This is a genomic window from Nocardia flavorosea NBRC 108225, from assembly GCF_001613385.1.
GTDB classification, from domain to species: Bacteria; Actinomycetota; Actinomycetes; order Mycobacteriales; family Mycobacteriaceae; genus Nocardia; species Nocardia flavorosea.
In genome coordinates this window covers 64,606-90,233 of sequence record NZ_BDCG01000013.1, presented here as the reverse complement: position 1 = coordinate 90,233, position 25,628 = coordinate 64,606, and the positions used below count along the sequence as shown (strand labels likewise).

General features: G+C 67.1%; 25 protein-coding genes and 1 other RNA gene. 11 read left to right on the top strand and 15 right to left on the bottom strand.

From position 1 onward, the window contains the following. Nucleotides 1-34: 34 nt before the first annotated feature. Complete coding sequence (gene fabG, locus NFL01S_RS16185; protein WP_062976117.1) at nucleotides 35-787, bottom strand: 3-oxoacyl-ACP reductase FabG; 753 nt, start codon at nucleotides 785-787, stop codon at nucleotides 35-37. A 168-nt stretch (nucleotides 788-955) separates the two neighbouring features. Then, nucleotides 956-1,573 carry a TetR/AcrR family transcriptional regulator gene (locus NFL01S_RS16180; protein ID WP_062976615.1) on the bottom strand — a complete coding sequence of 206 codons (618 nt, stop codon included), beginning with the start codon at nucleotides 1,571-1,573 and terminating at the stop codon, nucleotides 956-958. A 116-nt stretch (nucleotides 1,574-1,689) separates the two neighbouring features. On the opposite strand from NFL01S_RS16180, the gene NFL01S_RS16175 reads away from it, so the two are divergent. Together NFL01S_RS16175 and NFL01S_RS36530 are read left to right on the top strand one after the other, a co-directional pair. Continuing rightward, entirely contained in the window at nucleotides 1,690-3,177 is a 1,488-nt protein-coding gene (locus NFL01S_RS16175) for an MDR family MFS transporter (RefSeq protein WP_084492731.1), read from the top strand. 190 nt (nucleotides 3,178-3,367) lie between these two features. After that, nucleotides 3,368-4,021, top strand: coding sequence for a DUF4870 domain-containing protein (locus tag NFL01S_RS36530; RefSeq protein ID WP_210744739.1), 654 nt, complete (start codon nucleotides 3,368-3,370; stop codon nucleotides 4,019-4,021). Between the two features lie 81 nt (nucleotides 4,022-4,102). Here NFL01S_RS36530 and NFL01S_RS16160 read toward each other — a convergent pair whose 3' ends face one another. Beyond that, a complete protein-coding gene (locus NFL01S_RS16160; RefSeq protein ID WP_062976109.1) occupies nucleotides 4,103-4,990 on the bottom strand; it encodes an alpha/beta hydrolase in 888 nt (295 codons plus the stop codon). Nucleotides 4,991-5,029: 39 nt separating this feature from the next. Beyond that, nucleotides 5,030-5,758, bottom strand: a complete 729-nt coding sequence (locus NFL01S_RS16155) for a hypothetical protein (RefSeq protein WP_062976107.1) — start codon at nucleotides 5,756-5,758, stop codon at nucleotides 5,030-5,032. Nucleotides 5,759-5,795: 37 nt separating this feature from the next. On the opposite strand from NFL01S_RS16155, the gene NFL01S_RS16150 reads away from it, so the two are divergent. After that, the gene (locus NFL01S_RS16150; protein WP_062976105.1) at nucleotides 5,796-6,425 is read left to right on the top strand and encodes a TetR/AcrR family transcriptional regulator; all 630 of its coding nucleotides are present in this window, start codon (nucleotides 5,796-5,798) and stop codon (nucleotides 6,423-6,425) included. 53 nt (nucleotides 6,426-6,478) lie between these two features. Continuing rightward, nucleotides 6,479-6,893, top strand: an RNA gene (rnpB, locus tag NFL01S_RS16145) — RNase P RNA component class A. Between the two features lie 222 nt (nucleotides 6,894-7,115). Here rnpB and NFL01S_RS16140 read toward each other — a convergent pair. Next, a complete protein-coding gene (locus tag NFL01S_RS16140) occupies nucleotides 7,116-7,517 on the bottom strand; it encodes a hypothetical protein (RefSeq protein ID WP_062976103.1) in 402 nt (133 codons plus the stop codon). A gap of 266 nt (nucleotides 7,518-7,783) precedes the next feature. Between NFL01S_RS16140 and NFL01S_RS16135 the strand changes: the two genes are divergently transcribed. Continuing rightward, nucleotides 7,784-8,614 carry an NAD(P)H-binding protein gene (locus NFL01S_RS16135; protein ID WP_062976102.1) on the top strand — a complete coding sequence of 277 codons (831 nt, stop codon included), beginning with the start codon at nucleotides 7,784-7,786 and terminating at the stop codon, nucleotides 8,612-8,614. Nucleotides 8,615-8,706: 92 nt separating this feature from the next. Here NFL01S_RS16135 and NFL01S_RS16130 read toward each other — a convergent pair whose 3' ends face one another. Next, a complete protein-coding gene (locus tag NFL01S_RS16130) occupies nucleotides 8,707-9,090 on the bottom strand; it encodes a hypothetical protein (protein ID WP_062976100.1) in 384 nt (127 codons plus the stop codon). A gap of 493 nt (nucleotides 9,091-9,583) precedes the next feature. On the opposite strand from NFL01S_RS16130, the gene NFL01S_RS16125 reads away from it, so the two are divergent. Next, entirely contained in the window at nucleotides 9,584-9,817 is a 234-nt protein-coding gene (locus NFL01S_RS16125) for a hypothetical protein (RefSeq protein ID WP_245670722.1), read from the top strand. 92 nt (nucleotides 9,818-9,909) lie between these two features. Here the strand turns inward: NFL01S_RS16125 and NFL01S_RS16120 are convergent, their stop codons facing one another. The 4 genes from NFL01S_RS16120 to panB all read right to left on the bottom strand — a co-directional run bounded on the left by NFL01S_RS16120 (nucleotide 9,910) and on the right by panB (nucleotide 13,177). Continuing rightward, complete coding sequence (locus NFL01S_RS16120) at nucleotides 9,910-10,791, bottom strand: CHAD domain-containing protein (protein WP_062976098.1); 882 nt, start codon at nucleotides 10,789-10,791, stop codon at nucleotides 9,910-9,912. Next, the gene (pip, locus tag NFL01S_RS16115) at nucleotides 10,788-11,753 is read right to left on the bottom strand and encodes a prolyl aminopeptidase (protein ID WP_062976096.1); all 966 of its coding nucleotides are present in this window, start codon (nucleotides 11,751-11,753) and stop codon (nucleotides 10,788-10,790) included. Before pip ends, NFL01S_RS16120 begins: the two co-directional genes overlap by 4 nt. After that, the gene (locus tag NFL01S_RS36360) at nucleotides 11,753-12,214 is read right to left on the bottom strand and encodes a hypothetical protein (protein WP_062976094.1); all 462 of its coding nucleotides are present in this window, start codon (nucleotides 12,212-12,214) and stop codon (nucleotides 11,753-11,755) included. The genes pip and NFL01S_RS36360 overlap by 1 nt, the downstream gene beginning before the upstream one ends. 90 nt (nucleotides 12,215-12,304) lie before the next feature. Next, nucleotides 12,305-13,177, bottom strand: coding sequence for a 3-methyl-2-oxobutanoate hydroxymethyltransferase (gene panB, locus NFL01S_RS16105; RefSeq protein ID WP_062976092.1), 873 nt, complete (start codon nucleotides 13,175-13,177; stop codon nucleotides 12,305-12,307). A gap of 166 nt (nucleotides 13,178-13,343) precedes the next feature. On the opposite strand from panB, the gene NFL01S_RS16100 reads away from it, so the two are divergent. The 3 genes from NFL01S_RS16100 (at nucleotide 13,344) to NFL01S_RS16090 (ending at nucleotide 19,381) form a co-directional block, all read left to right on the top strand. Next, the gene (locus tag NFL01S_RS16100) at nucleotides 13,344-14,888 is read left to right on the top strand and encodes an alpha/beta hydrolase (RefSeq protein ID WP_062976090.1); all 1,545 of its coding nucleotides are present in this window, start codon (nucleotides 13,344-13,346) and stop codon (nucleotides 14,886-14,888) included. 87 nt (nucleotides 14,889-14,975) lie between these two features. Further along, nucleotides 14,976-16,313, top strand: coding sequence for a type I glutamate--ammonia ligase (gene glnA / locus NFL01S_RS16095; RefSeq protein WP_062976088.1), 1,338 nt, complete (start codon nucleotides 14,976-14,978; stop codon nucleotides 16,311-16,313). Between the two features lie 56 nt (nucleotides 16,314-16,369). Continuing rightward, nucleotides 16,370-19,381, top strand: a complete 3,012-nt coding sequence (locus NFL01S_RS16090) for a bifunctional [glutamine synthetase] adenylyltransferase/[glutamine synthetase]-adenylyl-L-tyrosine phosphorylase (RefSeq protein WP_062976087.1) — start codon at nucleotides 16,370-16,372, stop codon at nucleotides 19,379-19,381. 35 nt (nucleotides 19,382-19,416) lie between these two features. On the opposite strand, the gene NFL01S_RS16085 is transcribed toward NFL01S_RS16090, so the two are convergent. Both NFL01S_RS16085 and NFL01S_RS16080 read right to left on the bottom strand, forming a co-directional pair. Further along, a complete protein-coding gene (locus NFL01S_RS16085) occupies nucleotides 19,417-19,833 on the bottom strand; it encodes a PIN domain-containing protein (protein ID WP_062976085.1) in 417 nt (138 codons plus the stop codon). Beyond that, nucleotides 19,830-20,120: a hypothetical protein gene (locus NFL01S_RS16080; protein ID WP_062976083.1), complete on the bottom strand. Its 291-nt coding sequence runs from the start codon at nucleotides 20,118-20,120 to the stop codon at nucleotides 19,830-19,832. Before NFL01S_RS16080 ends, NFL01S_RS16085 begins: the two co-directional genes overlap by 4 nt. Before the next feature lie 108 nt (nucleotides 20,121-20,228). On the opposite strand from NFL01S_RS16080, the gene NFL01S_RS16075 reads away from it, so the two are divergent. Both NFL01S_RS16075 and NFL01S_RS16070 read left to right on the top strand, forming a co-directional pair. After that, a complete protein-coding gene (locus tag NFL01S_RS16075) occupies nucleotides 20,229-21,755 on the top strand; it encodes an MFS transporter (protein WP_062976081.1) in 1,527 nt (508 codons plus the stop codon). Continuing rightward, entirely contained in the window at nucleotides 21,742-22,305 is a 564-nt protein-coding gene (locus NFL01S_RS16070) for a TetR/AcrR family transcriptional regulator (protein WP_062976079.1), read from the top strand. Before NFL01S_RS16075 ends, NFL01S_RS16070 begins: the two co-directional genes overlap by 14 nt. A gap of 110 nt (nucleotides 22,306-22,415) precedes the next feature. On the opposite strand, the gene NFL01S_RS16065 is transcribed toward NFL01S_RS16070, so the two are convergent. The 3 genes from NFL01S_RS16065 to NFL01S_RS16060 form a co-directional block, all read right to left on the bottom strand. Continuing rightward, nucleotides 22,416-23,300 carry an alpha/beta hydrolase gene (locus tag NFL01S_RS16065; protein ID WP_245670721.1) on the bottom strand — a complete coding sequence of 295 codons (885 nt, stop codon included), beginning with the start codon at nucleotides 23,298-23,300 and terminating at the stop codon, nucleotides 22,416-22,418. A gap of 242 nt (nucleotides 23,301-23,542) precedes the next feature. Beyond that, nucleotides 23,543-23,671: a putative transporter small subunit gene (locus NFL01S_RS36525; RefSeq protein WP_033244978.1), complete on the bottom strand. Its 129-nt coding sequence runs from the start codon at nucleotides 23,669-23,671 to the stop codon at nucleotides 23,543-23,545. After that, complete coding sequence (locus NFL01S_RS16060; protein WP_062976077.1) at nucleotides 23,668-25,353, bottom strand: sodium:solute symporter family protein; 1,686 nt, start codon at nucleotides 25,351-25,353, stop codon at nucleotides 23,668-23,670. The genes NFL01S_RS36525 and NFL01S_RS16060 overlap by 4 nt, the downstream gene beginning before the upstream one ends. Between the last annotated feature and the right edge of the window lie 275 nt (nucleotides 25,354-25,628).

Here is a 25,628-nt window from a genome sequence, read left to right as displayed (position 1 = left end):
CGGTTGTACCGGACACCACCCCGCCGGGAAGGCATCAGTCCTGCGGCCCGCCCGCCACATAGATGACCTGCCCGGACACGAATCCCGCACCCTCACTGACGAGGAATGACGCGGTGTTCGCGATATCCTCCGGCCGGCCGACCCGCTGCACGGGGATCTGCGCGGCGGCGGCCTTCTGGAAGTCCTCGAAATCGACGCCGACTCGGGCGGCGGTGGCCGCGGTCATATCGGTGACGATGAAACCGGGTGCGATCGCATTGGCCGTGACACCGTATTTGCCCAGTTCGAAGGCGAGGGTTTTGGTAAAGCCCTGCATACCGGCCTTGGCTGCGGAGTAGTTGACCTGGCCGCGGTTGCCCTGCGCCGAAGTGCTGGACATATTGACGATACGACCCCACTTCTGCTCGACCATGTACTTCTGGGCGGCCCGCGTGAGCAGGAAGGCGCCGCGCAGATGGACACCCATTACGGTGTCCCAGTCGTCGACGCTCATCTTGAACAGCAGGTTGTCGCGCAGGACGCCGGCATTGTTGACCACCACGGTGGGTTCGCCGAGGTCGGCGGCCAGCCGCTCGACCGCGGCGTTCACCGAATCCTCTTTGCTCACATCGGCGCCGAGCGCGAGCGCCTGCCCGCCGGCGGCGGTGATCGCCGAAACGGTGTCGGCGCAGGAGGCTTCGTCGAGGTCGAGGACCCCGACTTTCATTCCGTCGGCGGCCAGCCGTTGGGCGATGGCGGCCCCGATACCCCGGGCGGCGCCGGATACCACTGCGATCCTGTCGACCATACGTTCGAATCCTCTCCTGTGGCGGTAGTTCTTACGCCATCTAACAACGTGCGCGCGCCAGGAGCGAGGGGGTGCCGGGACAAGATCTCTGCGGTGATGCTGTGCCGGTCGGACAGTGCCGGTCGGACCAGCCGTGCGCATACCGGTATGTGCGCACGGAGCCGGTGGTCAGAGTGTGCGGATACGGGCGCAGACGGTGCGGTAGATCGCTGCCAGGTCGGAATCGCCGCCGTCCGGTGCGCAGGCCTCGACCCATTCCTCGAACGCGAGCTGCACCGAGAGTTGCGCGACCCGGACGATCGCCCGCACCCGGGGCCGGTCGGCGGCCGGGCATCGTCCTTCGATGAGTGCCATCGAGCGTTCGGCGTTATCGGCGTAGTGGGCGAGGGCAGCCCGGCTGAGGGCGGCGTCGGCCGAGACCAGCGTCTGGATCCGCAGGGCGGTCGCGGCGACTTCGCTCTGTTCGTCGTTGCGGATGTCCTCCATCACCGCGCCGATCGCGGCCTCCATATCGGTGAGCGACAGCGATTGCATATCCGCGGTTTCGAGGCAACCGTGCATGGCTTCGTCGAATCCGAAGGAGTCGAACAGGACGCATTCTTCTTTGGTCGCGAAGTAGCGGAAGAACGTCCGCTGGGAAATACCTGCCGCGCGGGCGATCTCCTCGCTGGTGGTGTGGTCGACGCCCTGCTGTTCGAACAGGGCCAGGGCAGCCTCCCGGATCTCGATGCGGGTGGCGTTCCGGCGTCGCGCACGCAAGTCGAGGGGCGGCGTAGCAGAGAGCACGGGCACAGGGTACTTCCTCGCGGTCGCGGTGCGGCAATCAATGCCAATATGTCAGCGACTGTCATTTTTGTTAGGGTGGCTCGGTAACAGCGGCACTATCGAGCGGATAAACCCAGGTGATAGACAACTCGGTGGCGACCGACGACACGGAACACGACGGCGGGCGTGCCCCGGGGGCGTTCCTACTGATCGGGCTCCTGCTCGTCGCGGCATTCGTCGTGATCCTCAACGAGACGATCCTCAGCGTGGCCCTGACGACCCTGATGGTGGATCTCGATATCAGCGCGGCCACCGCGCAGTGGCTGACCAGCGGCTTCCTGCTGACCATGGCGATCGTGATCCCCACGACCGGTTTCATCCTGCAGCGGTTCGCGTTGCGCGCGATCTATATCGCCGCGATGTCGATGTTCAGTGGCGGGACAGTGATCGCGGCGCTGGCGCCCGGATTCGAAATCTTGCTCACGGGTCGGATCGTGCAGGCCGTGGGCACGGCGCTGATGATCCCGTTGCTGATGACGACCATTCTCAACCTGGTGCCCGAGCGGTCCCGCGGTAAGACGATGGGACTCGTATCGATCGTGATCTCGGTAGCTCCGGCCGTCGGGTCCACCATATCCGGGCTCATCCTGCAGTCGCTGAGCTGGCGGGCGATGTTCTGGATCGTGCTGCCGTTCGCCGTTCTCGCCCTGGTGCTGGGCGCAGTGTTCATCCGCAACGTCACCGAGCCGCGCAAGGCGCACCTCGACTACGTCTCAGTACCGCTGGCGGCACTGGGATTCGGCGGGCTCGTTTTCGGGTTGAGCAGTATCGGCGAATCGGCGTCCGGACATGCGCCGATCCCGCCGTGGGTATCGCTCACGGCCGGTGCCGCCGCCCTTGCGCTCTTCGTCGTGCGCCAGCTGAAACTGGTGGACCGGGGGCGGGCACTGCTGGATCTGCGGACGTTCGCGGTAGGCCCCTTCCGGCTCGCCGTGATCCTGATGGCCTGCTTGATGCTGAGCCTGTTCGGCGCGCTCATCATCCTGCCGATGTACCTGCAGAACGTACTCGGCAAGGATGTCCTCACCACGGGGCTGGTGCTGCTGCCGGGCGGTCTGGTCATGGGACTGCTGGCCCCGTTCGTCGGTGCCCTGTTCGACCGGTGGGGCGCGCGGCCGCTGGTACTGCCCGGCACCATCGCGCTCAGCATCGGCTGCTGGATTCTGGCCACCCTCGACGAGAACTCCTCGATCGCGCTGGTGATCACCGCACACGTGATCGTCAGCGCGGGCATCAGCTGCGGTTTGACGCCGTTGATGACCTCGGCGCTGGGTTCGCTGCCGCCCGAGCTGTACTCCCACGGCAGTGCGACCGTGAGCACCGTGCAACAGGTCGCCGGTGCGGCCGGTACCGCGCTGTTCATCACGATGATGACTCGCGGCACCGAATCGGCGCTCGGCGAGGGTGCTCACCCGGTCACGGCTGCCGCCGACGGTGTGCATACCGCCTTCCTGGTCGCGGCTGTGTTGTCGCTGGTGTTGATTGTCGCGGCAGCGATGGTGCGCTCACCGAAACAGACGATCCCGGCCGAAGAGGGTGACCCACTGACGAAGGTGTCGCACTGAGGACGGTGACGCACTGAGGACGTGACGCAGCGAGGTCGGTGACGTAACGGACCACGCAGTACCCGGAATCCCCTGTTGCCGGAGTTCCGGGTATCGCGCAACTCACCTAGGTGTGGGAAACCCGCACTCCCGTAGGCCCGTTCGCGCCCTTATGCTCGGGAAGTCCTGTCGCCTGCAAGTTTGGAATGTGATGACCGATCCTCAGCCGCCCTTCGACCTGTCCAAAGGGCAGCAGTACCCGCCGGGACAGCAGTATCCGTCCGGCCAGCAGTACCCACCTGGGCAGCAGTTCGCGGCGGGAGAGCAGTATCCCTCCGGCCAGCAGTACGCGCCGGGGCAGCAGTACCCACCTGGGCAGCAGTACGCGCCGGGGCAGCAGTTCCCGCCCGGACAGCCGTACCCGCAAGGGCAGCCGTATCCGCCGCAGCCGGATTTCGGTGGGCAGCCGCAATACGGTGTACCGCAGCAAGGGCCTGCTTATCCGGGGCAGCAGCCTTACGGTGTCCCGGCGGGGGCTCCGGTATCGCCCGCCGATGCGAAGTTGTGGGGCATGCTGGCCCATGTAGGCGGCATTCTGCTCGGCTGGATCGCGCCGCTGATCGTCTGGCTGATGTACAAGGACCGTGACGAGTTCGTCCGCCGGCATGCGGTACACGCGTTGAACTTCCAGATCCTGCTGTTCATCAGCATGATGGTGTCGGCATTGCTGTCGATCATCCTGATCGGGCTCATCCTGCTGCCGATCGTCTGGATCCTGGGACTGGTCTTCTCGATCATGGCCGGTATCGCGGCCAACAAGGGCGAGGAGTACAAGTACCCGATGAATGTCTCGTTCGTGAAATGAGTGGTTGCGGGCCGGTGATCACCGGCCCGCAACCCGGCCGCGGTGCCGGAACGGCGCAGTTGCCCGGGACCGCGGCGTTTTTCACGGCCGTAGTACCGCGGTCAGGAATGCGGTCTGGTCATGAACGGTCTGTTCGAACAGGTCGTCGAAATAGATATCGAAATGCCCGGCGGGATAGCGTTTCACCTGGGCATGCTTGGTCTTCCCGGCGGTGCGTAGTGCGGGTTTCACCGGGGTGATCGAATCCTGGTCGCACAGGGCATACAGCACCGGCATCTTCAGTTCCTTGGCGTGCCGGCCCGGCCGGTCGAACAGCAGCGGAAAGGCCGCGCGCGCCGGAATCTTCGGCCGGTACGCCGGACTCTCCTCGGCCAGCCGGCCGAACCCGGCCGGTACCTGCGTGCCGGTCGCCATCGCCGCGGCGCGTTTACGCCCGGCGAGCCGGATCTGGACCGGCTTACGGAAGATTGTGCCGAACAGTGCGTCCGTGACGGCCAGCGTCCCCACTTTCACCAGACTGATCGGCCCCTTCGCCAGTGCCGAGGAGAATCCGCTGACGAACGGAGTCTGAGCCACGACCGCCGCGATATAGGCATCGTCGGGTGCCACGGACAGCGCGTGACCGCCGCCCAGCGAAGTCCCCCACAGCGCGATCCGCGTGGCGTCGAAACCCCGCAGGGTCCGCGCGTAGGCGATGGCGGAGGTCCAATCCTCGCGTTGCCGCGCGATATTGACCGTTTGCCGCGGTTCGCCGTCACTGCTACCGAAATGCCGGTAGTCGAATACCAGAACCCCCATTCCCGCGGCGGCGAACCGCCGCGCGTACCGATCCAGACCCATTTCCCGGTTCGCGCCCAGTCCGTGCCCCATCACGACGATGGGGCGGGGTTTGGGCGGACCGGCCGGTTGGTAAAGCCAGCCGGCACATTTCTGACCTCCCGACGGGAAGCCGACCTCCACACGCTCCATGATCAGTGACGGTACCGAGGTGTTGTTTCGCCGAAGTTGTCAGTCCGGCTGGGCATCGGCGCCGCGACCGGCCGGGGTTGTGGCCCCGGGGCCGTGGTGGGCGCGCCCGGCGGAGCGGATCAGGGTGGCTCCGTAACCGGTGAGCCACACCGCCCACAGCAGCCAGCCGGCCAATCCGAGCAGGGAGAAATTGCCGTGACCGGTGACGATCAGCGGCGTGAGAGTCGCGGATGCGAATTGCAGGCAGGCCGCGACGGTTCCGAGTACCAGCAGCCATCGGGCGAGCAGGCCTGCGGTGAATCCGGCAGTGCCGAGTCCGATCATGGCCAGAGCGAGAAACGTGCCGTTGAACCCGAATACCGCTTCGTGCAGTGCCCAGAGTGTGCCGATACTCGCCGAGTCGTCGATCGTGGTCATGGCCAGGCGGATCGCGACCACGAGGGTGAAGGTGGCGTTCTGTAGCAGTACACCGGCGAAACCGGCGTAGGCCCAGGCGCTCCGGCCGCTCCCGGGCAGGGTCGCCGCCAGTGCGCCTGCCGCGAACAGAGTCGCCAGGGTCCATACGGCAGGAAGTAGTGCCGAGACCGCGATGGTGGGCTGATCGGTGGACAGGAAGAATTCGATCGCCTCCTCGGCGGAGGCACCGGGCGAAGGCATTCCGGCGGGTATGAGGACGAGATTGGCGGCGACGATGAGCAGTGCGAAGCCGATTCCCGCCGCGCCGGCGGCGCGCTGGGCGAGCGCTCTATCGACGTATTTGCTGGGCATATATTGAATATAAGCTACGTAAACCGAAAGGGGAATCATGGACGGCGAGCCGGACCGGCGCCGATACGATTCGCTGCGCAGAACCGCACAGGCGCAGGAAACCACCGCGCAGATCGCCCGCTGCGCGCGCGAACTCTTCGTCACGCGCGGGTGGGCGGCCACGACGGTGCGCGAGGTCGCCAAGGCCGCCGGCGTCTCGGTGCCCACCGTGTACGCGGCGTACGGCAACAAAACCGGTCTCACCCGGGCTCTTGCCGACGCCGCGGACCTCTCCGGCGACCTTCCGCGCATGATCACCGAGCTGGAAACCGCACCCGGCCCCGCCGCGCAGCTGGCGGCGATGGCCGGTTACGACCGCCGGCTGTTCGAGCGGGCCGGCGATGTCATCGTGTTGCTACGAGAGGCAGGTCGCGCGGAACCCGAACTCGCGCGCGAGTATCGCGAAGGCCGCCATCGTGCCGACGACACCCGCGTCCAGGTGTTCTCCGGATGGCGGGATGGTGTGCTGCGTCCCGGGCTCACGGTGGACGAGGCCGTCGATATCTACGCCGCGCTCTGCAATATCGACGTCTTCACCGTGCTGACCGGCGAGCGTGGGTGGACGCCGGACCGGGTCGAGCGCTGGTGGGGCACGGCCCTGACCCGGGAACTGCTGACGCCTCCGTGAAGGACTGGGCGGGGCGGGAGCCGGGGCCGGCAGCGAGTATCGTGTGCGGCGGATGAGCCGGCCGGGCGGTCGCGGCGCCGGGAACGGACACTCACGCGGTGTCACGCCGGGCGCCGAGGAAAGTCCGGACTCCACAGAGCAGGGCGGTTGCTAACGGCAACCCGGGGCGACCCGCGGGACAGTGCCACAGAAAACAGACCGCCCGTGGCCCGTCAGGGCCGCGCGGTAAGGGTGAAACGGTGCGGTAAGAGCGCACCAGCGCCCCGGGTGACCGGGGCGGCTCGGTAAACCCCGCCCGGAGCAAGGTCGAAGGCCGCACCCACGGTGCGGTTGCGCAGGTGTTCGAGGGCTGCTCGCCCGAGCCTGCGGGTGGACCGCTCGAGGTACCCGGCGACGGTGTGCCCAGATGGATGGCCGCCACCCGGTGCGAACCGGGAACAGGATCCGGCTTACAGGCCGGCTCATCCGCGCCCGGAACACCCCGTGATCACAGTGGGTTGCCCGCCTGTCGGGATTAGTATTTCCGGGCCGGATTTCCGCCGGGGCCGCCGCCCGGCGACTCGAGTGTCAGCACACCGTGGGGCCCGGGGCGAAGACCGGCGGGACCGATACGGGACAGAGAGCGGTACAACAGGTCCCGATCCCTGAATAGGCCGGCAGCCCGAAACCGCACGTTTCTGCGATCCCGTGTCACCGCACCCGGCTGGCCCGGGAAGCATGGGTGACCGGTGCGGAGGTGGCCCGGGCGGAAGGGAGCTTGCGTATCGCGGTGGTACTGCCCTCCGGGTCGGTCGTGGTGGCGGCCCGGTTACGCAGCCGGCGTACGGGTGCGATCCCGGCTCTGCCGTGGGCCGTTTCCCAGCCCGCGACGAACGCCGCCCGCACCGCGTCCACTTCGGCAGCGCCGATGCGGTGGGTTGTGCGGTATTCCTCCCAGGAGGCTTCCCGGGCTTCCCTGGCCCGGCTGTGGATGCCGGCCCGCAACACCTCCGTTGCCAGCTCGGTGACGGTGCGGCCCTTCACGGCTGCTCGGTCCATGAGGATCCGATGGTCCGCGCTCTGCAGACGGACCAGGATGTCGATATAGCTCATCGGAACTTCCTCGGGGCTGAGCCTTCGCCGGAGCTGCTTCCGCTTCGGTTCGGGCGGGGCGGTTTTCGGCGGCGGACGCCCGGGCGTCGAAGGCCGAGGTGTCTGCCGGGTAACCTGTCGATGCGCTGCAACGACGCGGTTGTCTGTGTAGTCGCGGCGACCGGTTCGAGGGTTACGACCCCAGGTGTCCCAAAAAATAGGGGTTGGACAGCAGGACCTGCGCGCATTACAGTCGCCGTCGGCAAATTGTGGGGGCGGAGGGGCGAATGACGATTCTGGTCACCGGTGCCACCGGCAATATCGGCCGGAAGGTCGTCGATGAACTGCTTGCCCGCGGTATCACGGATATCCGAGCACTGACCGTGGATCCCGCGCGGGCCGCATTGCCGGCCGGGGTAGCGGTCGTTCGTGGGTATGTCCGCAAGCCGGACACTCTGCGTGCCGCATTCGACGGCGTCGAACGGATGTACCTGGCCCCGGCACCGGACACCGTGGACGAAGTGGTCGCGCTGGCCCGGGCCGCGGGGGTGCGTCATATCGTCGATCTGTCCGGCGAACCCGACAGCTGGTGGGGCACGGTTTCGAACGCGGTCGAGGCGAGCGGCCTGGTATGGACGCATCTGTGGCCCGGGGATTTCATGGAGAACACCCGAATCTGGGCGCACCAGATCCGGGAGACGGGCACGGTCCGCGAACCCGACCCCGATGCCGGTAGTACTCCGATCGCGATGGACGATATCGCGGCCGTGGCCGCCGCGGCGCTGACCGGCGACGACCATATCGGCCGCGCCTACTCATTGACCGGGCCGGAGAAACTCACCCGGGCGCAACTGCTGGCGCAGCTCGCGTCCGCACTGGGCCGGGAGATCGAATTCGTGCGGGCGACCCGCGAGGAAACGATCCGGGCACTCACCACGGCCATGGGCGATACCGCCGCCTGGTATGTCGACAATGTGCTCACCGGTCTGGACGGAATCACGCTGCCGGTGAACCGGGTCGCCGAAGAAATTCTCGGCCGCCCGGCGATGACGTTCGCGGAATGGGCGGCACGCTACGCATCCGGAATTTTCGGGCCGGACTCCGGACAGCGGGATTGAGCGACAAGGGATTTTCGCCCTCTCCGGGTAATTCGGACCGTTCATCCAGCAGATTCCCGATATCGACCGGAAAAGCCGGGTCCGGGCTGTGGTTACTGCTGCCCGCACATTGCCGCAACCATCTGGTAGACGGCCTCGGTTTCCTGCGGTGCCGGTGCAGTCCCGCCGGCGTCGAGGCGTCCGGTGAGCGCGGCGGTGGCCTCGTCCTCGGGTGTACCCGATCGGATATCGGCACAGGTGTCGGTGAAGATCGTGGTGATCGCGGCGTCGTCGCGGCCCTCGGCCAGCCCGGGAAAGGCACCGCGGAAGCCGATGACGAAGGAACCGGCCTTCACCTGGTCGATTTTCGCGGTATCGGGGTTCGCGACCGACGAGGTCGCGGCGGTGTCCGGCTCCGCGCCGTCGCTCTGGCAGGCGGTCGCGGCGACCGCGAATGCTACGAGGACTGCGGGCAGGAGAGCTGAGGGTCTTTTCACGGCCCGGATGGTAACTCCGCGAGGTGGACACCGTCCCCCGCCGGGCGGGGGACGATGTTCACCCAGCGGCCGTTCAGGCAGTGGGTCCGACGACGAACATCTGCGCCAGTGCGGTGGCCTGCTGCGGGCCGACGAGAGGAAGCAGATAGTCATAGATGAGAGTGGACATACGTGAGGAAACTCCAACTCGGATTCGTTGAACGCTTACGGTCCGCCACAGTAGCAGTTGCGGGGGAGGGGCGAACTTTTCGCGAGAGATTCGTGCAGAGGTGGCATAAAGGGTGATCGGCGTCATAAGGTATGCCCGTCGGCAGGCTCGCCGGCGCCCTCGAATGTGTCGTCGAGCCGATTCATACCTATCGAAGACAGGTCACATCACATATGCGGGTAGCACGTACCTTGGCAGCCGGAGCCTTCATCGCCGGGGCCGCATCCGTTTTCGCCACCGTGGGCGCCGGTTCGGCCGGGGCGGTCGCCGTGACACCGATGCCCGATGCCCGATGTCGGTGGGGTGCGGGTCGACCTCAGCCCCGCGGACACCCGGTGGGTGCACAACAGCAATTTCGGGCATATGCTCGCGGCTATCCCGCATCCGTCGGCTCCCTCGTTCGGGATGGCGCTGGACGCGGCCGCGGCGGTGTCGTCGGCGCAGCCGAACGGCCGGGTGGTATTCACCGTGTTCGGTCCGTTGCACGAACTGAACGGGTCGATGCTGGCAGTGCAATAGCGCGGCAACGCTTTTCGCGGCTCGGGCCGGTACCGGAACTCGGTACCGGCCCGAGCCGTCTGTATTCCTCGGACAGTCGCGGTGGGGCCGGCTCAGGACTTGTCGATGGCCGCCGCGGCCGCCGGGTACTGAGCCAGGCAGCGGCCGGCTGCGGTGTCCTCGGCATCGGCCAGGGTTTCGTACAGCCGAGTGTCCTCACCGGCGGCGTGCGCGGCGGCGGCGTGGGCGCGCAGGGCGTCATACGATTCGACCGCGTCGCGATGGTCGCCGAGTACGGTCTGCAGATGTTTGGCCCGCCCGCCCAGACCCGCCGCGAACTCGTTCAGTACTGCTTCCGCCGCCTCGCAGGAGTAGCGTAACCGCTTGGCGCTCGTGCGGATATCGTGGAGCAGTTCGACCCGGTCGGCGGGTGCCGCGGTCGGTTCGGCGCGCACCAGACGGCGCACTCGTTTACGGTCGGCCCGCAGTACGGCATCGAAAACCTCGGCCGCGGGCGAACCGCTCACCGAGGTACGCAGCGGTGGATGTTTGCGCCACTTCTTCAGCTCGCCGCGGACTGCCCGATACCGGGCGCTGTCCAGGGCGGTGAGTACCGCACCGTGCGCGGCGAGGTAACGATCGCGCTCTGCCCGGACCAGCCGTTTGCGCGTGGGCTTCGATGCGGCGCAGTCTTTTTCGGCATACCGGTCGAGCAGGTCGGCGAATCGGGCACCGCGGACCTCCGCATCCCGGGCGACCCCCAGAATCCCGGCGAGCCAGGCAAGTTCGGTGCGCATCCGGTTGGCCGCGTCGGGGTCGAGCAGTCGTTTGTAGGAACGCAGCACGCTGCGCAGCCGCCGGGTCGCGACCCGCATCTGGTGTACCGAATCGTCGGCGTCGGCACGGACTTCGGGTTCGGCTGCGAGTAACCGTTCGATATCGGCGCGTAATGCGGCGGTGAGTGCGGCCCCGGCGGTGCCGGGTTCCGGGCTCATCCGGTAACCGCCGCGAAAGTATCGGTGGCCTCGACGAGATGATGCACAATTCCGGGTTCGGTGGCCGAATGCCCGGCATCGTCGACGATCCGCAGCTGCGAATGCGGCCAGGCCCGGTGCAGATCCCATGCGCTGACCGCCGGGCAGACGATATCGTGGCGGCCCTGCACGATAACGCCCGGGATCTCGGTTAGCGCACCGATATCGCGCAGCAGTTGTCCCTCGTCGAGGAAACCGCCGTGCCGGAAATAATGGTTCTCGATCCGGGCGAAGGCCAGCGCGAAACGAGGATCCCCGGCATCGGCCGTCCGGGCGGGGTCGGGGCGCAGCGAACTGGTCGCGGCTTCCCAGGTGGACCAGGCGACGGCGGCCGCGGTCGCGATATCCGGGTCGGCGGAGTGCAGTAACCGGTGGTAGGCCTCCACCAGGTCGCCGTCGCGTTCGGCGGCGGGGACGGGGGCCAGGAATTTCTCCCATTCGTCCGGGTACACGTATCCCGCGCTGCCGTTGTAGTACCAGTCGATTTCCTTGCGGCGCAGCAGGAATATCCCGCGCAACACCAGTTCGGTCACGTGGTGCGGATACTTCTGCGCGTAGGCCAGCGACAGGGTCGAACCCCAGGAACCGCCGAAGACCAGCCATCGATCGATTCCGAGTTCGGCACGCACCGCCTCGATATCGGCGATCAGGTGCGCCGTGGTGTTCACCGACAGATCGGCGCCGTCGGCGATATGCGGCGTGGAATTCCCGCAGCCGCGCTGATCCAGCAGCACGATCCGATAGCGTTCCGGGTCGAAGTAGCGGCGGTGGAGCGCGGAGGTGCCGCCGCCCGGGCCGCCGTGCAGGAATACCGCGGGTTTACCGGCCGGGTTACCGCTGGTCTCCCAATAGATCGCCTGACCGTCGCCGACCTCGAGCATGCCCCGGTCGTACGGTTCGACCGGGGGATACAGCGTGCGCATCACAGCGTCAGCACGCCGGCTGCCAGTTCGGGCAGCTCGAGCGCTTCGAGGGCCTGGGTCCGCACATCCGGGCAGGCGGCGGAGGTACTCCGGTCGACAACCGCCGTATCACCCAGCAGTTGCTGATTCCCCACACCGTTGGTGAGCGCCCATTCGTGTGCCATGAGGTTCAAACCGATCCGGCCGATCGTCGGCCCCTGAACCCGCCAGTTCGACAGCTCCGGTTCCATCATGTCGCACAGGTTCTGCGCCGCCTTGTCCGAAACTTCGAGAGGGGTGGCGGGGGCGGCGCCGGTCGGTGCGGCGGTCGCGCTCGTGGTGGCGGAAGAGCCGGGGGTGCTCGCGGTCGGTGAACCGGTCTGCACACCGCCGCATGCGGTGAGCAGTGCCGCCCCGCACACTCCCGCCACCATCAGGGCGCCCCGTGCCGTCCGAACGGTTGTCCAAGCGCGTTGCCGCATCAGTACCTCTGTACTCGAGTCGAAAACTTCTCGACACCGAGTTTGCCATCTCCGGCAGAGGTGGGAAGCCGCTCCGGCCCGGACGCGGGCTCAGAAGCTGTGCTCGGGCCCCGGGAATGTACCGCTGCGCACCTCGTCGGCGTATGCGGCGGCGGCCGTGCGCAGCTCGTCACCCACGGCGGCGAACCGCTTCACGAACTTCGCGGTCTTGCCGCTGGTGTACCCGGCCATGTCCTGCCAGACCAGTACCTGGGCGTCGCAGTCGGCACCCGCGCCGATACCGATGGTCGGGATGGTCAGCTTCCGGGTGACCTGGCCGGCGACCTCGGCGGGCACCATTTCCATCACCACCGAGAACGCGCCCGCGGCCTGCACCGCGATCGCGTCGGTCAGCAGGCCTTCGGCGCCTGCGCCGCGGCCCTGGACCCGGAAACCACCGAGGGTGTTGACGCTCTGCGGAGTGAATCCGATATGCGCCATCACCGGGATACCGGCGGCGGTGAGCAGGGCGATCTGATCGGCGACGCGTTCGCCGCCCTCCAGTTTCACCGCATGTGCGCCGCCCTCCTTCATGAACCGGGTGGCGGTCGCGAGCGCCTGTTCGGGGGAGCTCTCGTAGCTGCCGAACGGGAGGTCGGCGACCACCAGGGCGTGCGGGGCACCCCGTACCACGCCCCGAACCAGCGGGATCAGCTCGTCGGTGGTGACGGGCACGGTGGTGTCGTACCCATACACCACATTGGCGGCCGAATCGCCGATCAACAGGACCGGGATCCCGGCCTCTTCGAAGAGGCGGGCGGTGGAGTAGTCGTAGGCGGTGAGCATGGCCCAGCGTTCGCCCGTCGCCTTCATCTGCTGTAGATGCTGGACGCGGGTCGGCCGGCGGGCCGGTTTCGCGGAGTCCGCGGCACCGGGAGATTTCGCGGCGCCGTAGGCGGGCGTCTCCGCGGTGGAATCGGGCATGGCTGATGATTCGGGCATCATCGTCCCTTTCGTCTCCTCGAGGCCCTGACCGGGTCCCCGGGTGGGTGTGACGCCTACCAGTGTGCACCCGCGACGGAGCCGGAACTAACCCCGCGACCTGGTGCGGTTGGTCACATCCACGGTGGTGGGCACTGGTGGCGCTAGCATGGCGCCGGTGCGGAGTGGGCGGTGTGGAGTGCCGGCGGGTGTGCTGGCGGCGGTGGCGATCCTCGTCGCGGGATGCGCGGACGAGCAAGAGGTAGCGACGGCGCCCCCGGCGCCCGTTCCGGCGGAGCTGAGCCGTTTCTACGAACAGGTACCGCAATGGGAATCCTGTGCCGGATACGTCGCGCCGGGGGAGAGTCTGCCCCCGGCCACGCAGTGCGCGCGCATCGAGGTGCCGATCGACTATGCCGACCCCGACGGCCCGACCGCGCAACTGGCCCTGTCGCGGCTGCGCGCGACCGGCTCGAAGATCGGGTCGCTGTTGCTGAACCCGGGTGGACCGGGGATGTCGGGGCTGTCCACCGCCACGATCGGCGGCGGCACACCGGTGGCCGAACGATTCGACCGGGTGGGTTTCGATCCGCGCGGAGTCGGCGCGTCCACCCCCGCGGTGACCTGCCTGACGCCGCAGGAGGCCGACGCCGAGCGTGCCGAAACACCTGAACCGAATACGCCCGAGGGGATCGCCGCCGACGAGGCCGAGAACCGCGAATACGCCGATCTCTGTATGGCGCGCACCGGGGCCGATCTGCTCGCCCATATCGGCACCCGTGAGGTCGTGCAGGATATGGACATCATCCGCGCGGTATTGGGCGATCCGAAGCTCAACTACCTGGGTTACTCCTACGGCACCCGGCTCGGTACGGCGTATGCGGAGAAGTTCCCGGGCAATGTGCGGGCGCTGGTCCTCGACGGCGCCATCGACCCCACACAGGATCCGGTTGCGGAATCGCTGCGCCAGGCGGCCGGGTTCCAGCAGGCCTTCGACACCTATGCCGCGGACTGTGTGAAATCGGCGGACTGCCCGCTGGGCACCGATCCCGGGCAGGTGATCCCCCGTTTCCGGGAACTGGTGGACCCCCTGCGGGATACCCCCGCGGCCACGACCGACCCTCGCGGTCTCAGCTACGACGATGCGATCACCGGCGTCCAGCAGACCCTCTACAGCGCCGATTTCTGGCCGGTGCTCACCGTCGCGCTCACCGAACTGAGTCAGGGGCGCGGCGACACCCTGCTGCAGCTCGCCGATATGTACAACGGCCGCCGCGACGACGGCAGCTACAGCAACCTGACCGATGCCTTCAACGCGATCCGTTGCGTCGACGATCCGCGAGTCACCGATCGGGCCGTGGCCGGGCGCCAGGACACCGAATACCGTGCGGCTGCCCCTTTCCTGGACGACGGCCGCGGTACCGGCGCGGCGCCGCTGGAGCTGTGCGCGGGCTGGCCGGTCCCGAACACCAGCCAACCGCACGAGATCTCCGTGGAAGGCCTGCCGCAGACGGTGGTGGTTTCCACCACAGGCGATCCGGCGACGCCCTACCAGGCGGGCGTGGATCTGGCCGGGCAGCTCGGGGCCGCCTTGATCACCCATGAGGGCGATAGTCACACTGTTGTCTTCAACGGCGGCGCGACCTGCGTCGACGATGCGGTGATCAGCTATCTGGTCGACCTGAAATCGCCGCCCGAGGGATTGCGCTGCTGAGCGGTACCCGGCCGCGCCGAGGAGCCGACACACAGCGCAGCACGCCATGTAACACGGATTTAACGCCAGGTGCTTACGCTCGCGGACATGGATCGCCAGAAGGAATTCGTGCTGCGGACGCTCGAAGAGCGGGATATCCGATTCGTACGTCTCTGGTTCACCGATGTGCTGGGCTATCTGAAGTCCGTCGCCATCGCGCCCGCCGAGCTCGAAGGGGCCTTCGAAGAGGGCATCGGATTCGACGGATCGGCCATCGAAGGGTTCGCCCGGATCTCCGAGGCCGATATGGTGGCCCGGCCCGATCCCTCCACCTTCCAGGTGCTGCCGTGGGCCTCCAGCAAAGGGCATCAGCATTCCGCCCGGATGTTCTGCGATATCACCATGCCCGACGGTTCGCCGTCGTGGGCCGATCCGCGCCACGTTCTGCGGCGGCAGCTGAACAAGGCCGGTGATGTCGGGTTCAGCTGCTACGTGCATCCGGAGATCGAATTCTTCCTGCTGAAGAACCAGGCCGACGGACAGCCGCCCGTTCCCGCCGATACCGGCGGGTTCTTCGATCAGGCCGTGCACGATTCGGCCCCGAACTTCCGGCGCCACGCCATCGACGCCCTCGAATCCATGGGTATCTCGGTGGAGTTCAGCCACCACGAAGGCGCGCCCGGCCAGCAGGAGATCGATCTGCGCTACGCCGACGCGCTGTCGATGGCCGACAACGTGATGACCTTCCGCTATCTGATCAAGGAAGTCGCGATCGACGAGGGCGTGCGCGCGACATTCATGCCCAAACCGTTCTCCCAGCACCCCGGGTCGGCCATGCATACGCATATGAGCCTGTTCGAAGGCGAGGCGAACGCGTTCGCCGACCCCGACGATCCGGATAACCTCTCGGGCACCGCGCGGGCCTTCATCGCGGGCATTCTCGAACACGCGCACGAGATCAGCGCTGTCACCAACCAATGGGTGAACTCCTACAAGCGCCTCATCCACGGCGGTGAAGCGCCGACGGCGGCCTCGTGGGGCCGCTCCAACCGGTCCGCGCTGGTCCGGGTGCCGATGTACACGCCGAACAAGGCCTCGTCGCGGCGGGTCGAGATCCGCAGCCCCGATTCGGCCTGCAACCCTTATCTCACTTTCGCCGTGCTTCTGGCCGCCGGCCTGCGGGGGGTCGAGAAGGGCTACGAACTGCCCTCGGAAGCCGAGGACGACGTCTGGTCGCTCACCGCCGCGGAACGGCGTGCCATGGGCTTCAAGGAACTGCCCGGCACGCTGGACGAGGCGCTCAAGGCGATGGAGCGGTCGGAACTGGTCGCCGAAACGCTGGGGGAGCACGTCTTCGATTTCTTCCTGCGCAACAAGCGCCGGGAATGGGCGGACTACCGGACCCAGGTGACCCCGTTCGAACTGCAGGAGTACCTCGGCCTGTAACGACGCGGCGGTGGGGTCCGGCACACTTGCCGGCGCGGACCGGTTAACTTTGGCTCATGGTCCGCCCACCGTCCGCCCGGTCCGCCGTCCCCCGCGCCGGCCGGCTCGGATTACTCGAGCCGACGGCCGCCGAATCGCTGACAACCCTCGGCTGGGACAATGTCGAGAGCATCGCGGTGCTGTGGGCGCTGTCGCGCGCACCCGATGCCGATCTCGCCCTCGCCACCCTGATCCGGATCCGGGAATCCCTCGGAAGCGATTGGGACAGCTTGGATTCCGCGATCCGTGCCGAGCCGACCCTGCGGGCAAGGTTGTTCGCGCTCATCGGTTCCTCCACCGCGTTCGGTGATCACCTGGTGGCCGATCCGCGGTCCTGGACGATGCTGCGCCGCGAAGAACTACCCGACCGCGACGTTGTGATCGCCGATCTGCTCGCGGTGGTCGGCGCCGAGCCGGAAACCGGGCCCAACGCTTCGCCGATGTTGTTCCGCGCCACCGAATCCGGGCCCGAAGTGGTGGCCGCGCTGCGAAAACGCTACCGCGATCAGCTGATGCTGCTGGCCGCCGTCGATCTGGCCGCGACCGTGGAAGACGAGCCGGTCATCCCGTACGAGGTGGTGGGGCGCCAACTCACGGCGCTGGCCGATGCGGCGCTCACCACCGCGCTCGCGGTGGCGGTGGCGCGGGTGTGCCGTGACGAACCGTGCCCGGTGCGGCTGGCCGTTATCGCCATGGGCAAGAGCGGGGCCTGCGAACTCAACTACGTCAGCGATGTCGATATCGTGTTCGTCGCCGAACCCGCCGACGCCACCGCCACCCGCCTGGCCGCGGAGATGATGACCGTCGGCAGTTCCGCGTTCTTCGAGGTGGACGCGGCGTTGCGGCCCGAGGGCAAGGCCGGCGCCCTCGTCCGCACCCTCGACTCCCATCTGGCCTACTACCAGCGCTGGGCGCGGACCTGGGAGTTCCAGGCGCTGCTCAAGGCGCGGCCGATGACCGGCGATCTGGAACTGGGGGAGCAGTACCGTGCGGCCACCGGCGCGATGGTGTGGACCGCCTCCGAACGTCCGGATTTCGTTCCCGATGTGCAGGCCATGCGGCGCCGCGTGGAGGATCTGGTGCCCGAGGACCTGCGGGACCGGGAGCTGAAACTGGGCAGCGGCAGCCTGCGCGATGTGGAGTTCGCGGTGCAGCTCCTGCAGCTCGTTCACGGCCGGGTCGATCCGAAACTGCATGTACAGGGCACCGTGGAAGCGCTGGCCGCGCTGGCCGCGCGCGGCTATGTGGGTCGCGAGGATGCCGCCAACCTCACCGCCTCCTACGAATTCCTGCGGTTGCTGGAGCACCGGCTGCAACTGCAGCGGCTCAAACGCACCCACACCCTGCCCGCCGCCGACGACGAGGAAGGTATGCGCTGGCTGGCCCGGGCCGCGCATATCCGGCCCGACGGTAAACGCGATGCCGCCGGTGTCCTGCAGGTGGAGTTGCGCCGCAACACCAGCCGGATCCGGCGTCTGCACACCAAACTCTTCTATCGCCCGCTGCTGGAATCGGTGGCCAGTATCGAATCGGCCGCGTTACGGCTCGGTCCCGACGCCGCCGTCCGCCAGCTCGCCGCGCTCGGCTACGCCGACCCGGAACATGCCCTGGGCCATCTGCGGGCCCTCACCAGCGGTATCTCCCGGAAGGGCCGGATCCAGGCGCTACTGCTGCCGACCCTGCTGGCCTGGCTCGGCGATACTCCCGACCCCGACGCCGGCCTGCTCGCCTACCGGCGGGTGTCGGAAGGCCTGAACGACCAGGACTGGTATCTGCGGGTGCTGCGCGACGAAGGCGCGGTGGGGCAGCGGCTGATGATGGTGCTGGGTTCCTCGGCATACCTGCCCGATCTGCTGATCAACGCGCCCGAAACCATCCGGATGTTCGCCGACGGCCCCGAGGGCCCGCTGCTGCTGCGCCCCCAGCCCGCGGATGTGGCAGGCAGTATCCTCACCGCCGCCGACCGCTACGACGACCCGAAACGTGCCGTGGCGACCGCCCGTTCGCTGCGCCGGCACGAACTGGCCCGGGTGGCCTCGGCGGATCTGCTGGGGCTGCTCGATGTCCCGCAGGTCTGCGCCGCGTTGTCCTCGGTCTGGGTGGCGGTGCTCGAGGCCTCGCTGCGGGCGGTGATCCGTGCCAGTGCCGCCGAACGCGGATCCCCCGCGCCCGCGGATTTCGCGGTGATCGGAATGGGCCGGCTCGGCGGAATGGAACTGGGCTACGGATCGGACGCCGATGTGCTGTTCGTCTGCGACCCGCGGCCGGGCGAGGACGAACACGTCGCGGTGAAATGGGCCAACGGTATCGCCGAACAGGTGCAGAAACTACTCGGCGCACCCAGTACCGACCCGCCGCTACAGGTCGACGCCGGCCTACGTCCCGAGGGTCGTAGCGGGCCGCTGGTGCGCACGCTCACGGCCTACGACGCCTACTACCGCCAATGGGCGCAGCCCTGGGAAGTGCAGGCGCTGCTGCGGGCCCATCAGGTGTGCGGCGATCAAGACCTCGGGCTGCGATTCCTGCACACGATCGATCCGGTGCGCTACCCGGCCGGTGGTGTCTCGGCCGACGCGGTACGCGAGATCCGGCGGATCAAGGCCCGGGTGGATTCCGAACGGCTACCCCGCGGCGCCGACCCCGCCACCCACACCAAACTGGGTCGCGGCGGCCTCGCCGATATCGAATGGACGGTGCAGCTGCTGCAGTTGCGGTATGCGCACGAGATCCCGGAACTGCACAACACCTCCACCCTGGAAGCGCTGGACGTCATCGCGAGCCACGAACTGCTCGGCACCGAGGACACCGATCTACTCCGGCAGTCCTGGCTGACCGCCACCGCGGCCCGCAACGCCCTGGTTCTGGTACGCGGCAAACCCAGTGACCAGCTGCCCGCACCGGGCCGCACCCTGTCCGCGGTGGCGCGGGTGGCCGGCTGGCCCAGTGACGACGGCGGGGAATTCCTGGACAACTATCTGCGGATCACCCGGCGGGCGCGCCGGGTGGTGGAACGAGTCTTCGGCGTCTGACCCTCGTATGGTCCGTGGCACGTACCTGGACCGACTCATACCCCGAGTGCGCGTACCCGCTTACCGCAGAGCTGCACCATATCGTCGACATCCGAGGTGAGGATGGCAACGGGTTTCACTGCGCGGAGGGCAGTGGCGGCGACTACCGCGTCGATGGCATATTTGTGACCGTGTAAGCCTGCAGTACGCAGCAGTTCCATGGCGTGGAACGAGATCTCGTCGGTCACCGGCTCGATCCGCAGGCGGGATAGGTGCCAGCGCAGTCGGTTGCTGTTCGATCGCACGTCGAACGCTTCGATGGGAGTGAGGGCGCTGACGATGACGCGCAGATCGTTGTCTTGCGCCTCACGGACGTAGGCCGTTACTCGTGGGTCGGCGCTTACCCATTTGGACAGCCCTTCGCAATCAAGTACCAGCGTTCCGGCGCTCAGGCGGCTCGACCGGCGTGTCACGTGCTCTCCTGACGCAGGTCCGGGTCTGCCTTGATCTCACGAAAAAAGGCGGCGGCCTCATCGCGGAAGTCTGCTGTCGCGGATCCCGCCTGTTCTTCGTTGGCCAGCAGCGCCTCTTCGAGGAGGTCCCGTTCGATCTGACGTTCGACCGCGGCATCGACGTATGCAGAAAATCCGCGTGCGCCGACCCGTTCTCGAATCGCTCGAACATTCCCGGCGCGTAGTGACACGCTGATTTTCGAGGCCGGACCGTCGCCGGGGGAGTACTCCGCATGCGCTGCCGTCATACCCCTACTTTACTACTCATAGTAGGAATCTTGGTGTCGGCGGAGTCTGGAGTGTTAAAGCTCACTTGAGCTCTACAACCACTCGTTCGAGTTGTTAAAATCAGCTCTGTGACTACCGACCACTTGGATACCCCGCTCCGCGCCGGCTGCCGGGAATGGGCGGCACTGGGTGTGCTGGTTCTGGTTGTCACGCTGCTCGCCGTCGACGCCACAGTGCTCTACCTGGCGGTGCCGGCGTTGACCGCCGATATCTCACCCACCGCCACACAGCTGTTGTGGATAGGGGATATCTACTCGTTCGTGCTGGCGGGCCTGCTGATCACCATGGGCAACCTGGCCGATCGCATCGGCCGGAAACGCCTGTTGCTCATGGGTTCCGCGGCATTCGGTGTCGCATCGCTGATCTCCGCGTTCGCGCCGAATCCCGAAACCCTCATCGCCGCGCGAGTGCTCCTGGGCGTGGCCGGGGCGACGCTGATGCCGTCGACACTGTCGATCGTCCGGGCGATGTTCGCCGACCCGAAACAACGCACCACCGCGATCGCGTTCTGGTCGATGGGTGCGACGGCCGGCGCGGCTCTGGGGCCTCTGGTCGGTGGTGTGCTGCTCGAAAACTTCTGGTGGGGCTCGGTTTTCTTGATCAACCTGCCCATCATGGCGGTGGTCCTGATCGCGGGACCGGTGCTGATCCCCGAATCCCGTGGACGTGCCACAACTCCCATCGACCTGCTGTCCTCCCTGCTGTCGATCGTGGCGATCGTCCCGCTCGTGTATTCCGTCAAGCATTGGGTCGGTAGTGGATGGGACTGGACGATCCCGGTCTGCGCGCTGCTCGGGCTGGTCGCGGGATGGCTCTTCCTGCGCCGCCAACAGCAGCTCACCGATCCACTGCTCGATATCTCCCTGTTCCGGCTGCCCGCGTTCTCGGGTGCGGTGGCGGCCAACGGTTTGGCGATCTTCGCGTTCGTGGGCCTGCTGTTCTTCTTCTCCCAGTATCTGCAACTGGTGCGTCAGTACGGACCGTTACAGGCCGGGCTGGCCGAACTACCGACAACTCTGGCGTCGATGGCGGTCATCGCTTTCGTCGCTGTACTGACGGCGCGGCTGGGTGCCGGACGGGCAATCGGGCTGGGCTTGGCTGTGGCAGCGATAGGTCTGGCCGGGATCGGTCTGACCACCTCCCAGACCACCTACTGGGGACTCGGTATCGCCCTGGTCGTGATCGGGCTCGGTATAGGTGTGGCGATGACACTGTCGACGGATGCGGTGGTCTCGGCAGTACCGAAAGAACGCGCCGGCGCCGCCTCCGCCATCGCGGAAACCGCCTACGAACTCGGAGTGGCCCTGGGGATCGCGGTCCTCGGGTCGGTCCACCTGGCGATCTACCGCTCGCACCTCGACCTGCCCGCCGGCACAGGCGCCGCAGACGCGGCGGCGGCCGAACAGTCTCTCGCCGTAACAGTCGACACCGTCACCGATGCGGCGGTCGTCGAGCACGCCCGGTCCGCGTTCGCCGACGCGGTGCAGACCACATCGTTGCTCGCCGCGGGACTCCTCGTCGTCTCGGCGTTGGTGGCCTGGCGGGTGATCCCCTCGCCACGGGATGTCAAAGTGAATGCTTATGACCCGCACTGAACCGGTTGCCACGCGAGATAAAGAACGCACCCGCCGGGCGATCCTCGAAGCGGCCGAGCAGATGTTCTCGGAGCACGGATCCAAGGCCAGTCTCGCCGCAATCGCGAAGGCGGCGAGCGTAACCCAAAGCGGTCTCCGGCATCATTTCCCGAGCCGCGCGGACCTGCTGTCCGGGGTGGTCGAACACACCATCGAGCGCTGCTGGGCCGAGATCCACGCCTGTATCGACCTGTCCGAGAACAGGCCGGGGAAGTTCACCCGGGGCTATATCCGCGCGATGACCGGCGACGGTGACCTCTACGGGACCATTCTCGACCCGATCGCGTTGAGCGCCGCGCTCGGCAACCTCTCCGAGGTCGAATCGCTGTGTTCACGGGACGCCGAAAAGCTGAACGCCGCCTTCGACGCCGACGGTCTGCCCCGAACGCGTGTCTTGATCATCCGATCCGCCGCGGACGGGCTCGCGGTCGCCCGGTCCAGCCCCTACTTGACCGGTCCGGATCTGGCCGCGGCGCGAACGGAGCTACTGGCCATGACCGAGAAGCCCTGACACCTGCCCGATCGGACAACACGTAGAGGTGTAGTCCGACCGGCGCGGCCTGCACGAATCCGGCACCGTCTCGTCCGGCGGGAGTACGACCTGGTCGGCGGGCTTGTGGATCACACTCCGCCGTCGTCCGGTTGACCGGGCTCGGGTAGCCGGTCGGTCAACCAGGTGACGACATCGGCGAGGACCTGATCGCGTTCCGGTTCGTTGAAGATCTCGTGGTACAGGCCGTCGTAGCGGCGGACCGTGAGATCGGTGGTGCCCGCGTGCTGTTCGATTCGGTCGGTACTCGCCGGTGCCGCGATGGCGTCGGCGGTTCCGTGCATCGCCAGGGTCGGTACGCGTAACTGCGGCAACCGGTCGAGCACCTGCCCGGCGGCGGTCAGGATTTCGGTGGCCGTGCGTGCGGGCAGCCTGCCGCGGAATACCAGCGGATCGTTGTCGTAGGCGGTGACCACATCCGGGTCGCGGCTGATCTGCGACGAATCCAATGCCAGCACACCCAGATTCGGGGTGAGGCGGGTGAGTACCGGCGCCAGTAGACGCTGCACGGGGTTCCCGGCATCGATGATCAGCGGCGGCGCCGAAACCACCACACCCGCAACATCGAGCGGCTCCCGGGTGGCCAGGTGAAGCGTGATCAGCGCACCCATCGAATGCCCGATCACGAACGCGGGCACCCCGGGGTGCTCGTCTCGGACCAGTGCGAGCAGGGCCGCGACCTTGTCCGCGGCATCCTCGATGGAACCGAGGTTGGCCGGCGCGCCGATCCGTGCGGATTCACCGTGGCCCACATGATCGAGGGCATGGACCGCGTATCCGGCCGCGGCCAGCGTCCGGCCGACATGGTCGTATCGCCCCGAATGCTCGGCCACCCCGTGCACGAGCACGACCACCCCGCGGACCGGTGCCTCGGGCAGCCAGGAGCGGCGGACGAGCAGGTGGCCCGCATGCTCGAATTTCCCGCGCTCGGTGCGGATGTTCTGGTCGCCGGTCACTGGTCCTCCCTCACCGCCGGTCCGTATGGCCCGCGGAGCCGAGGTGCCGGCGGGTATTCCCCGCCCTCCCGGTTCGCGACCCTCCGCCCGTCAGCGCCCCTGCCCCGGGGCGGCGAGCGCGATGAACAGGCGTCGGTTGAATTCGATCAGCCGAGCTTAGTTCACCCGGGACAGGGGCTCGCGGTTTCCGCGGATCCGTGCCGGCGGGCGGCTCGTCGCGACCTGCCGGTTCACCGGCCGGACTAGATGATGTCGCGGCCTTCTGCCTTGGCGTCACGCCACTCCCGGACGAAGGCGCGCACGATGACGAACAGCACGCCCGCGACGATCAGTGGCCAGATCAGCACATAAAGGGTGAGCAGGGCGGTCATACGGTTTCCTTTCCGGCCGGGTCCAGAGTTTCCGGCTGCGTCGTTTCCCCCGGCCCGGCGTCGAAATCTCCTGTGCGCTGCTTGATCAGCGCGAAATCGAACTCACGCTTCGCCAGTAAGGTCAGCACCACGCATGTCACCGTGCTCACGGAATAGGCCACCAGCGACCCGGACAGCACGGGGTAGGTGTGCAGGAATCCGATGGTGAACGGCGCGGCGGCAAGGGTCGAGATCGTGCCCGCGACGAGGGCCACCCGCGTGCCGAAGAACCCGAACGCCATCAGCCCGAGCACGACGCCGATACCGATCGTGGCCCACACATCGGAGACGAGGCCCAGACCACCCGACAGGTCGACCCAGGAAAAACGGACCGGGATGAACGCGGCCAGGCCCAGAACCACCGCCGCGCTGAAGGCGAGGTTGGTGACCCGATTCCAGTAGAAGCTCGCGATCACCGGGAATACCAGCGCTCCCCACATCGCACCCACGAATACGAGCAGATCGAGGATGTTCAGCTGCGAGCCGGCGAAATAGAGCGCCGCCGCGATCGCGACGATCATCGTGATCCGGCCGATGAGGATCATCGTGCGCGGATCGGCGTGTTTCTTGCCCGCCACGTTGTGGCCGTAGATATCGGCCATCGTGATGGATGCGAGCGCGGTGAGGTCGGCATCGGCGGTCGAGGAGAGCGAACCGATGATCATCACGAAGAACAGGCACAGCAGCAGCGGGCTCAGATACGTCGCCGCCATCTGCGGAATGAGGTTGTTGACATCGCCGTCGATCGGATCGATCCCCGCGTACAGTGCGATGACACCGAGCATGCCGATCCCGATGATGGTGGCCCCGTACCCGACGGTCGCGGTGACGAACGTCTTCTTGATCAAATCCTCGCGTACCGCGAAAAGCCGCTGTGCGATCGTCTGGTTGCCGATCGCGTAGGCGAGTACCGCCGCGATATAGGGGGCGCCCTGGTTGAAGAACGCATCGGAGGAGAAGAAGCTGCCCTGCTGCGGGGTCAGGTTGGCTGCTCCGGCCTCGAACAGGCCGGGACCGCCCGCGGCGAAGAACACCACCGGAATGATGATCACGACGGCACCGAGCATGGCGAGCACCTGCACGAAGTCGGTCAGCACCGAGGCACGGAACCCCGACCAGAGCGTGTACAGCAGAATCCCGGCCGCGATCGCCACGATGCCCTGGCTGAAGGTGAACGGTGTGAGCATGCCGATGAGCGCACCGCCCGCGATCAGGTTCGAGGTCAGGCTGATCAAACTGCCGATCACATTCGATCCCGCGAGCATGAGCTGGCTGGATCGGCCGTGGCGTGCGTACATGACTTCCGCGATGGTGTGCGCCCGAGGCGCGACCTGGCGGATCCGGCGCCCGAACGGATAGATCAGCAGGATCATCAGCGCGCCCCACAACCCGTAGTGAATGGGTCCGGAGAGGCCGTAGGTGTAGCCGGACGTGGCCGATGCGTACATCGATGACGCCCAGATCCACGTGGCTGTCATGGAGGCGGCGGAGATCCCGAAACCGATACGGCCCCCGCCGGTCATATACCCGTCGGCGTTCTCCTTCTTCCTGCTGATCCGGATGGAGATGTACAAGCTGCCACCGAAGAACAGCAGGATGAGCAGGACCACGACAGGTCCCGATAGGCGTTGTAACTCGCCCACAGCGTTCTCACTTTCTCGTCATGGACTCGGCCCACCGCAACGGGGGACGAGCGGACAGTCGGATCCGAACGCCGGTCAATCGGGCGGAACGTTGCGACCGGAGTGGCCGGTCGTGCGCTGTGCAAAATCCACAGTTCTCCTTTCCCGCGGTGTCGCTACCGCACGATGCGCGCCGCTCGGCGGCGCGCATCGCCGGCCGGTGGAATCCGTCGGATATCGGAGGCAGAGCTGCCTGCTATCCGGTGGCAGGCGCAGCTGAGTCAGGCCCCGCCGGG

Excerpts from the sequence above, each read along its gene's own strand:
- fabG (WP_062976117.1), bottom strand. The coding sequence starts at position 787 with ATGGTCGACAGGATCGCAGTGGTATCCGGCGCCGCCCGGGGTATCGGG.
- NFL01S_RS36530 (WP_210744739.1), top strand. The coding sequence starts at position 3,368 with ATGACCGATCCTCAGCCGCCCTTCGACCTGTCCAAAGGGCAGCAGTAC.
- NFL01S_RS16160 (WP_062976109.1), bottom strand. The coding sequence starts at position 4,990 with ATGGAGCGTGTGGAGGTCGGCTTCCCGTCGGGAGGTCAGAAATGTGCC.
- NFL01S_RS16155 (WP_062976107.1), bottom strand. The coding sequence starts at position 5,758 with ATGCCCAGCAAATACGTCGATAGAGCGCTCGCCCAGCGCGCCGCCGGC.
- NFL01S_RS16150 (WP_062976105.1), top strand. The coding sequence starts at position 5,796 with ATGGACGGCGAGCCGGACCGGCGCCGATACGATTCGCTGCGCAGAACC.
- NFL01S_RS16140 (WP_062976103.1), bottom strand. The coding sequence starts at position 7,517 with ATGAGCTATATCGACATCCTGGTCCGTCTGCAGAGCGCGGACCATCGG.
- NFL01S_RS16135 (WP_062976102.1), top strand. The coding sequence starts at position 7,784 with ATGACGATTCTGGTCACCGGTGCCACCGGCAATATCGGCCGGAAGGTC.
- NFL01S_RS16125 (WP_245670722.1), top strand. The coding sequence starts at position 9,584 with ATGCCCGATGTCGGTGGGGTGCGGGTCGACCTCAGCCCCGCGGACACC.
- NFL01S_RS16120 (WP_062976098.1), bottom strand. The coding sequence starts at position 10,791 with ATGAGCCCGGAACCCGGCACCGCCGGGGCCGCACTCACCGCCGCATTA.
- pip (WP_062976096.1), bottom strand. The coding sequence starts at position 11,753 with ATGCGCACGCTGTATCCCCCGGTCGAACCGTACGACCGGGGCATGCTC.
- NFL01S_RS36360 (WP_062976094.1), bottom strand. The coding sequence starts at position 12,214 with ATGCGGCAACGCGCTTGGACAACCGTTCGGACGGCACGGGGCGCCCTG.
- panB (WP_062976092.1), bottom strand. The coding sequence starts at position 13,177 with ATGCCCGATTCCACCGCGGAGACGCCCGCCTACGGCGCCGCGAAATCT.
- NFL01S_RS16100 (WP_062976090.1), top strand. The coding sequence starts at position 13,344 with ATGGCGCCGGTGCGGAGTGGGCGGTGTGGAGTGCCGGCGGGTGTGCTG.
- glnA (WP_062976088.1), top strand. The coding sequence starts at position 14,976 with ATGGATCGCCAGAAGGAATTCGTGCTGCGGACGCTCGAAGAGCGGGAT.
- NFL01S_RS16090 (WP_062976087.1), top strand. The coding sequence starts at position 16,370 with ATGGTCCGCCCACCGTCCGCCCGGTCCGCCGTCCCCCGCGCCGGCCGG.
- NFL01S_RS16080 (WP_062976083.1), bottom strand. The coding sequence starts at position 20,120 with ATGACGGCAGCGCATGCGGAGTACTCCCCCGGCGACGGTCCGGCCTCG.
- NFL01S_RS16070 (WP_062976079.1), top strand. The coding sequence starts at position 21,742 with ATGACCCGCACTGAACCGGTTGCCACGCGAGATAAAGAACGCACCCGC.
- NFL01S_RS36525 (WP_033244978.1), bottom strand. The coding sequence starts at position 23,671 with ATGACCGCCCTGCTCACCCTTTATGTGCTGATCTGGCCACTGATCGTC.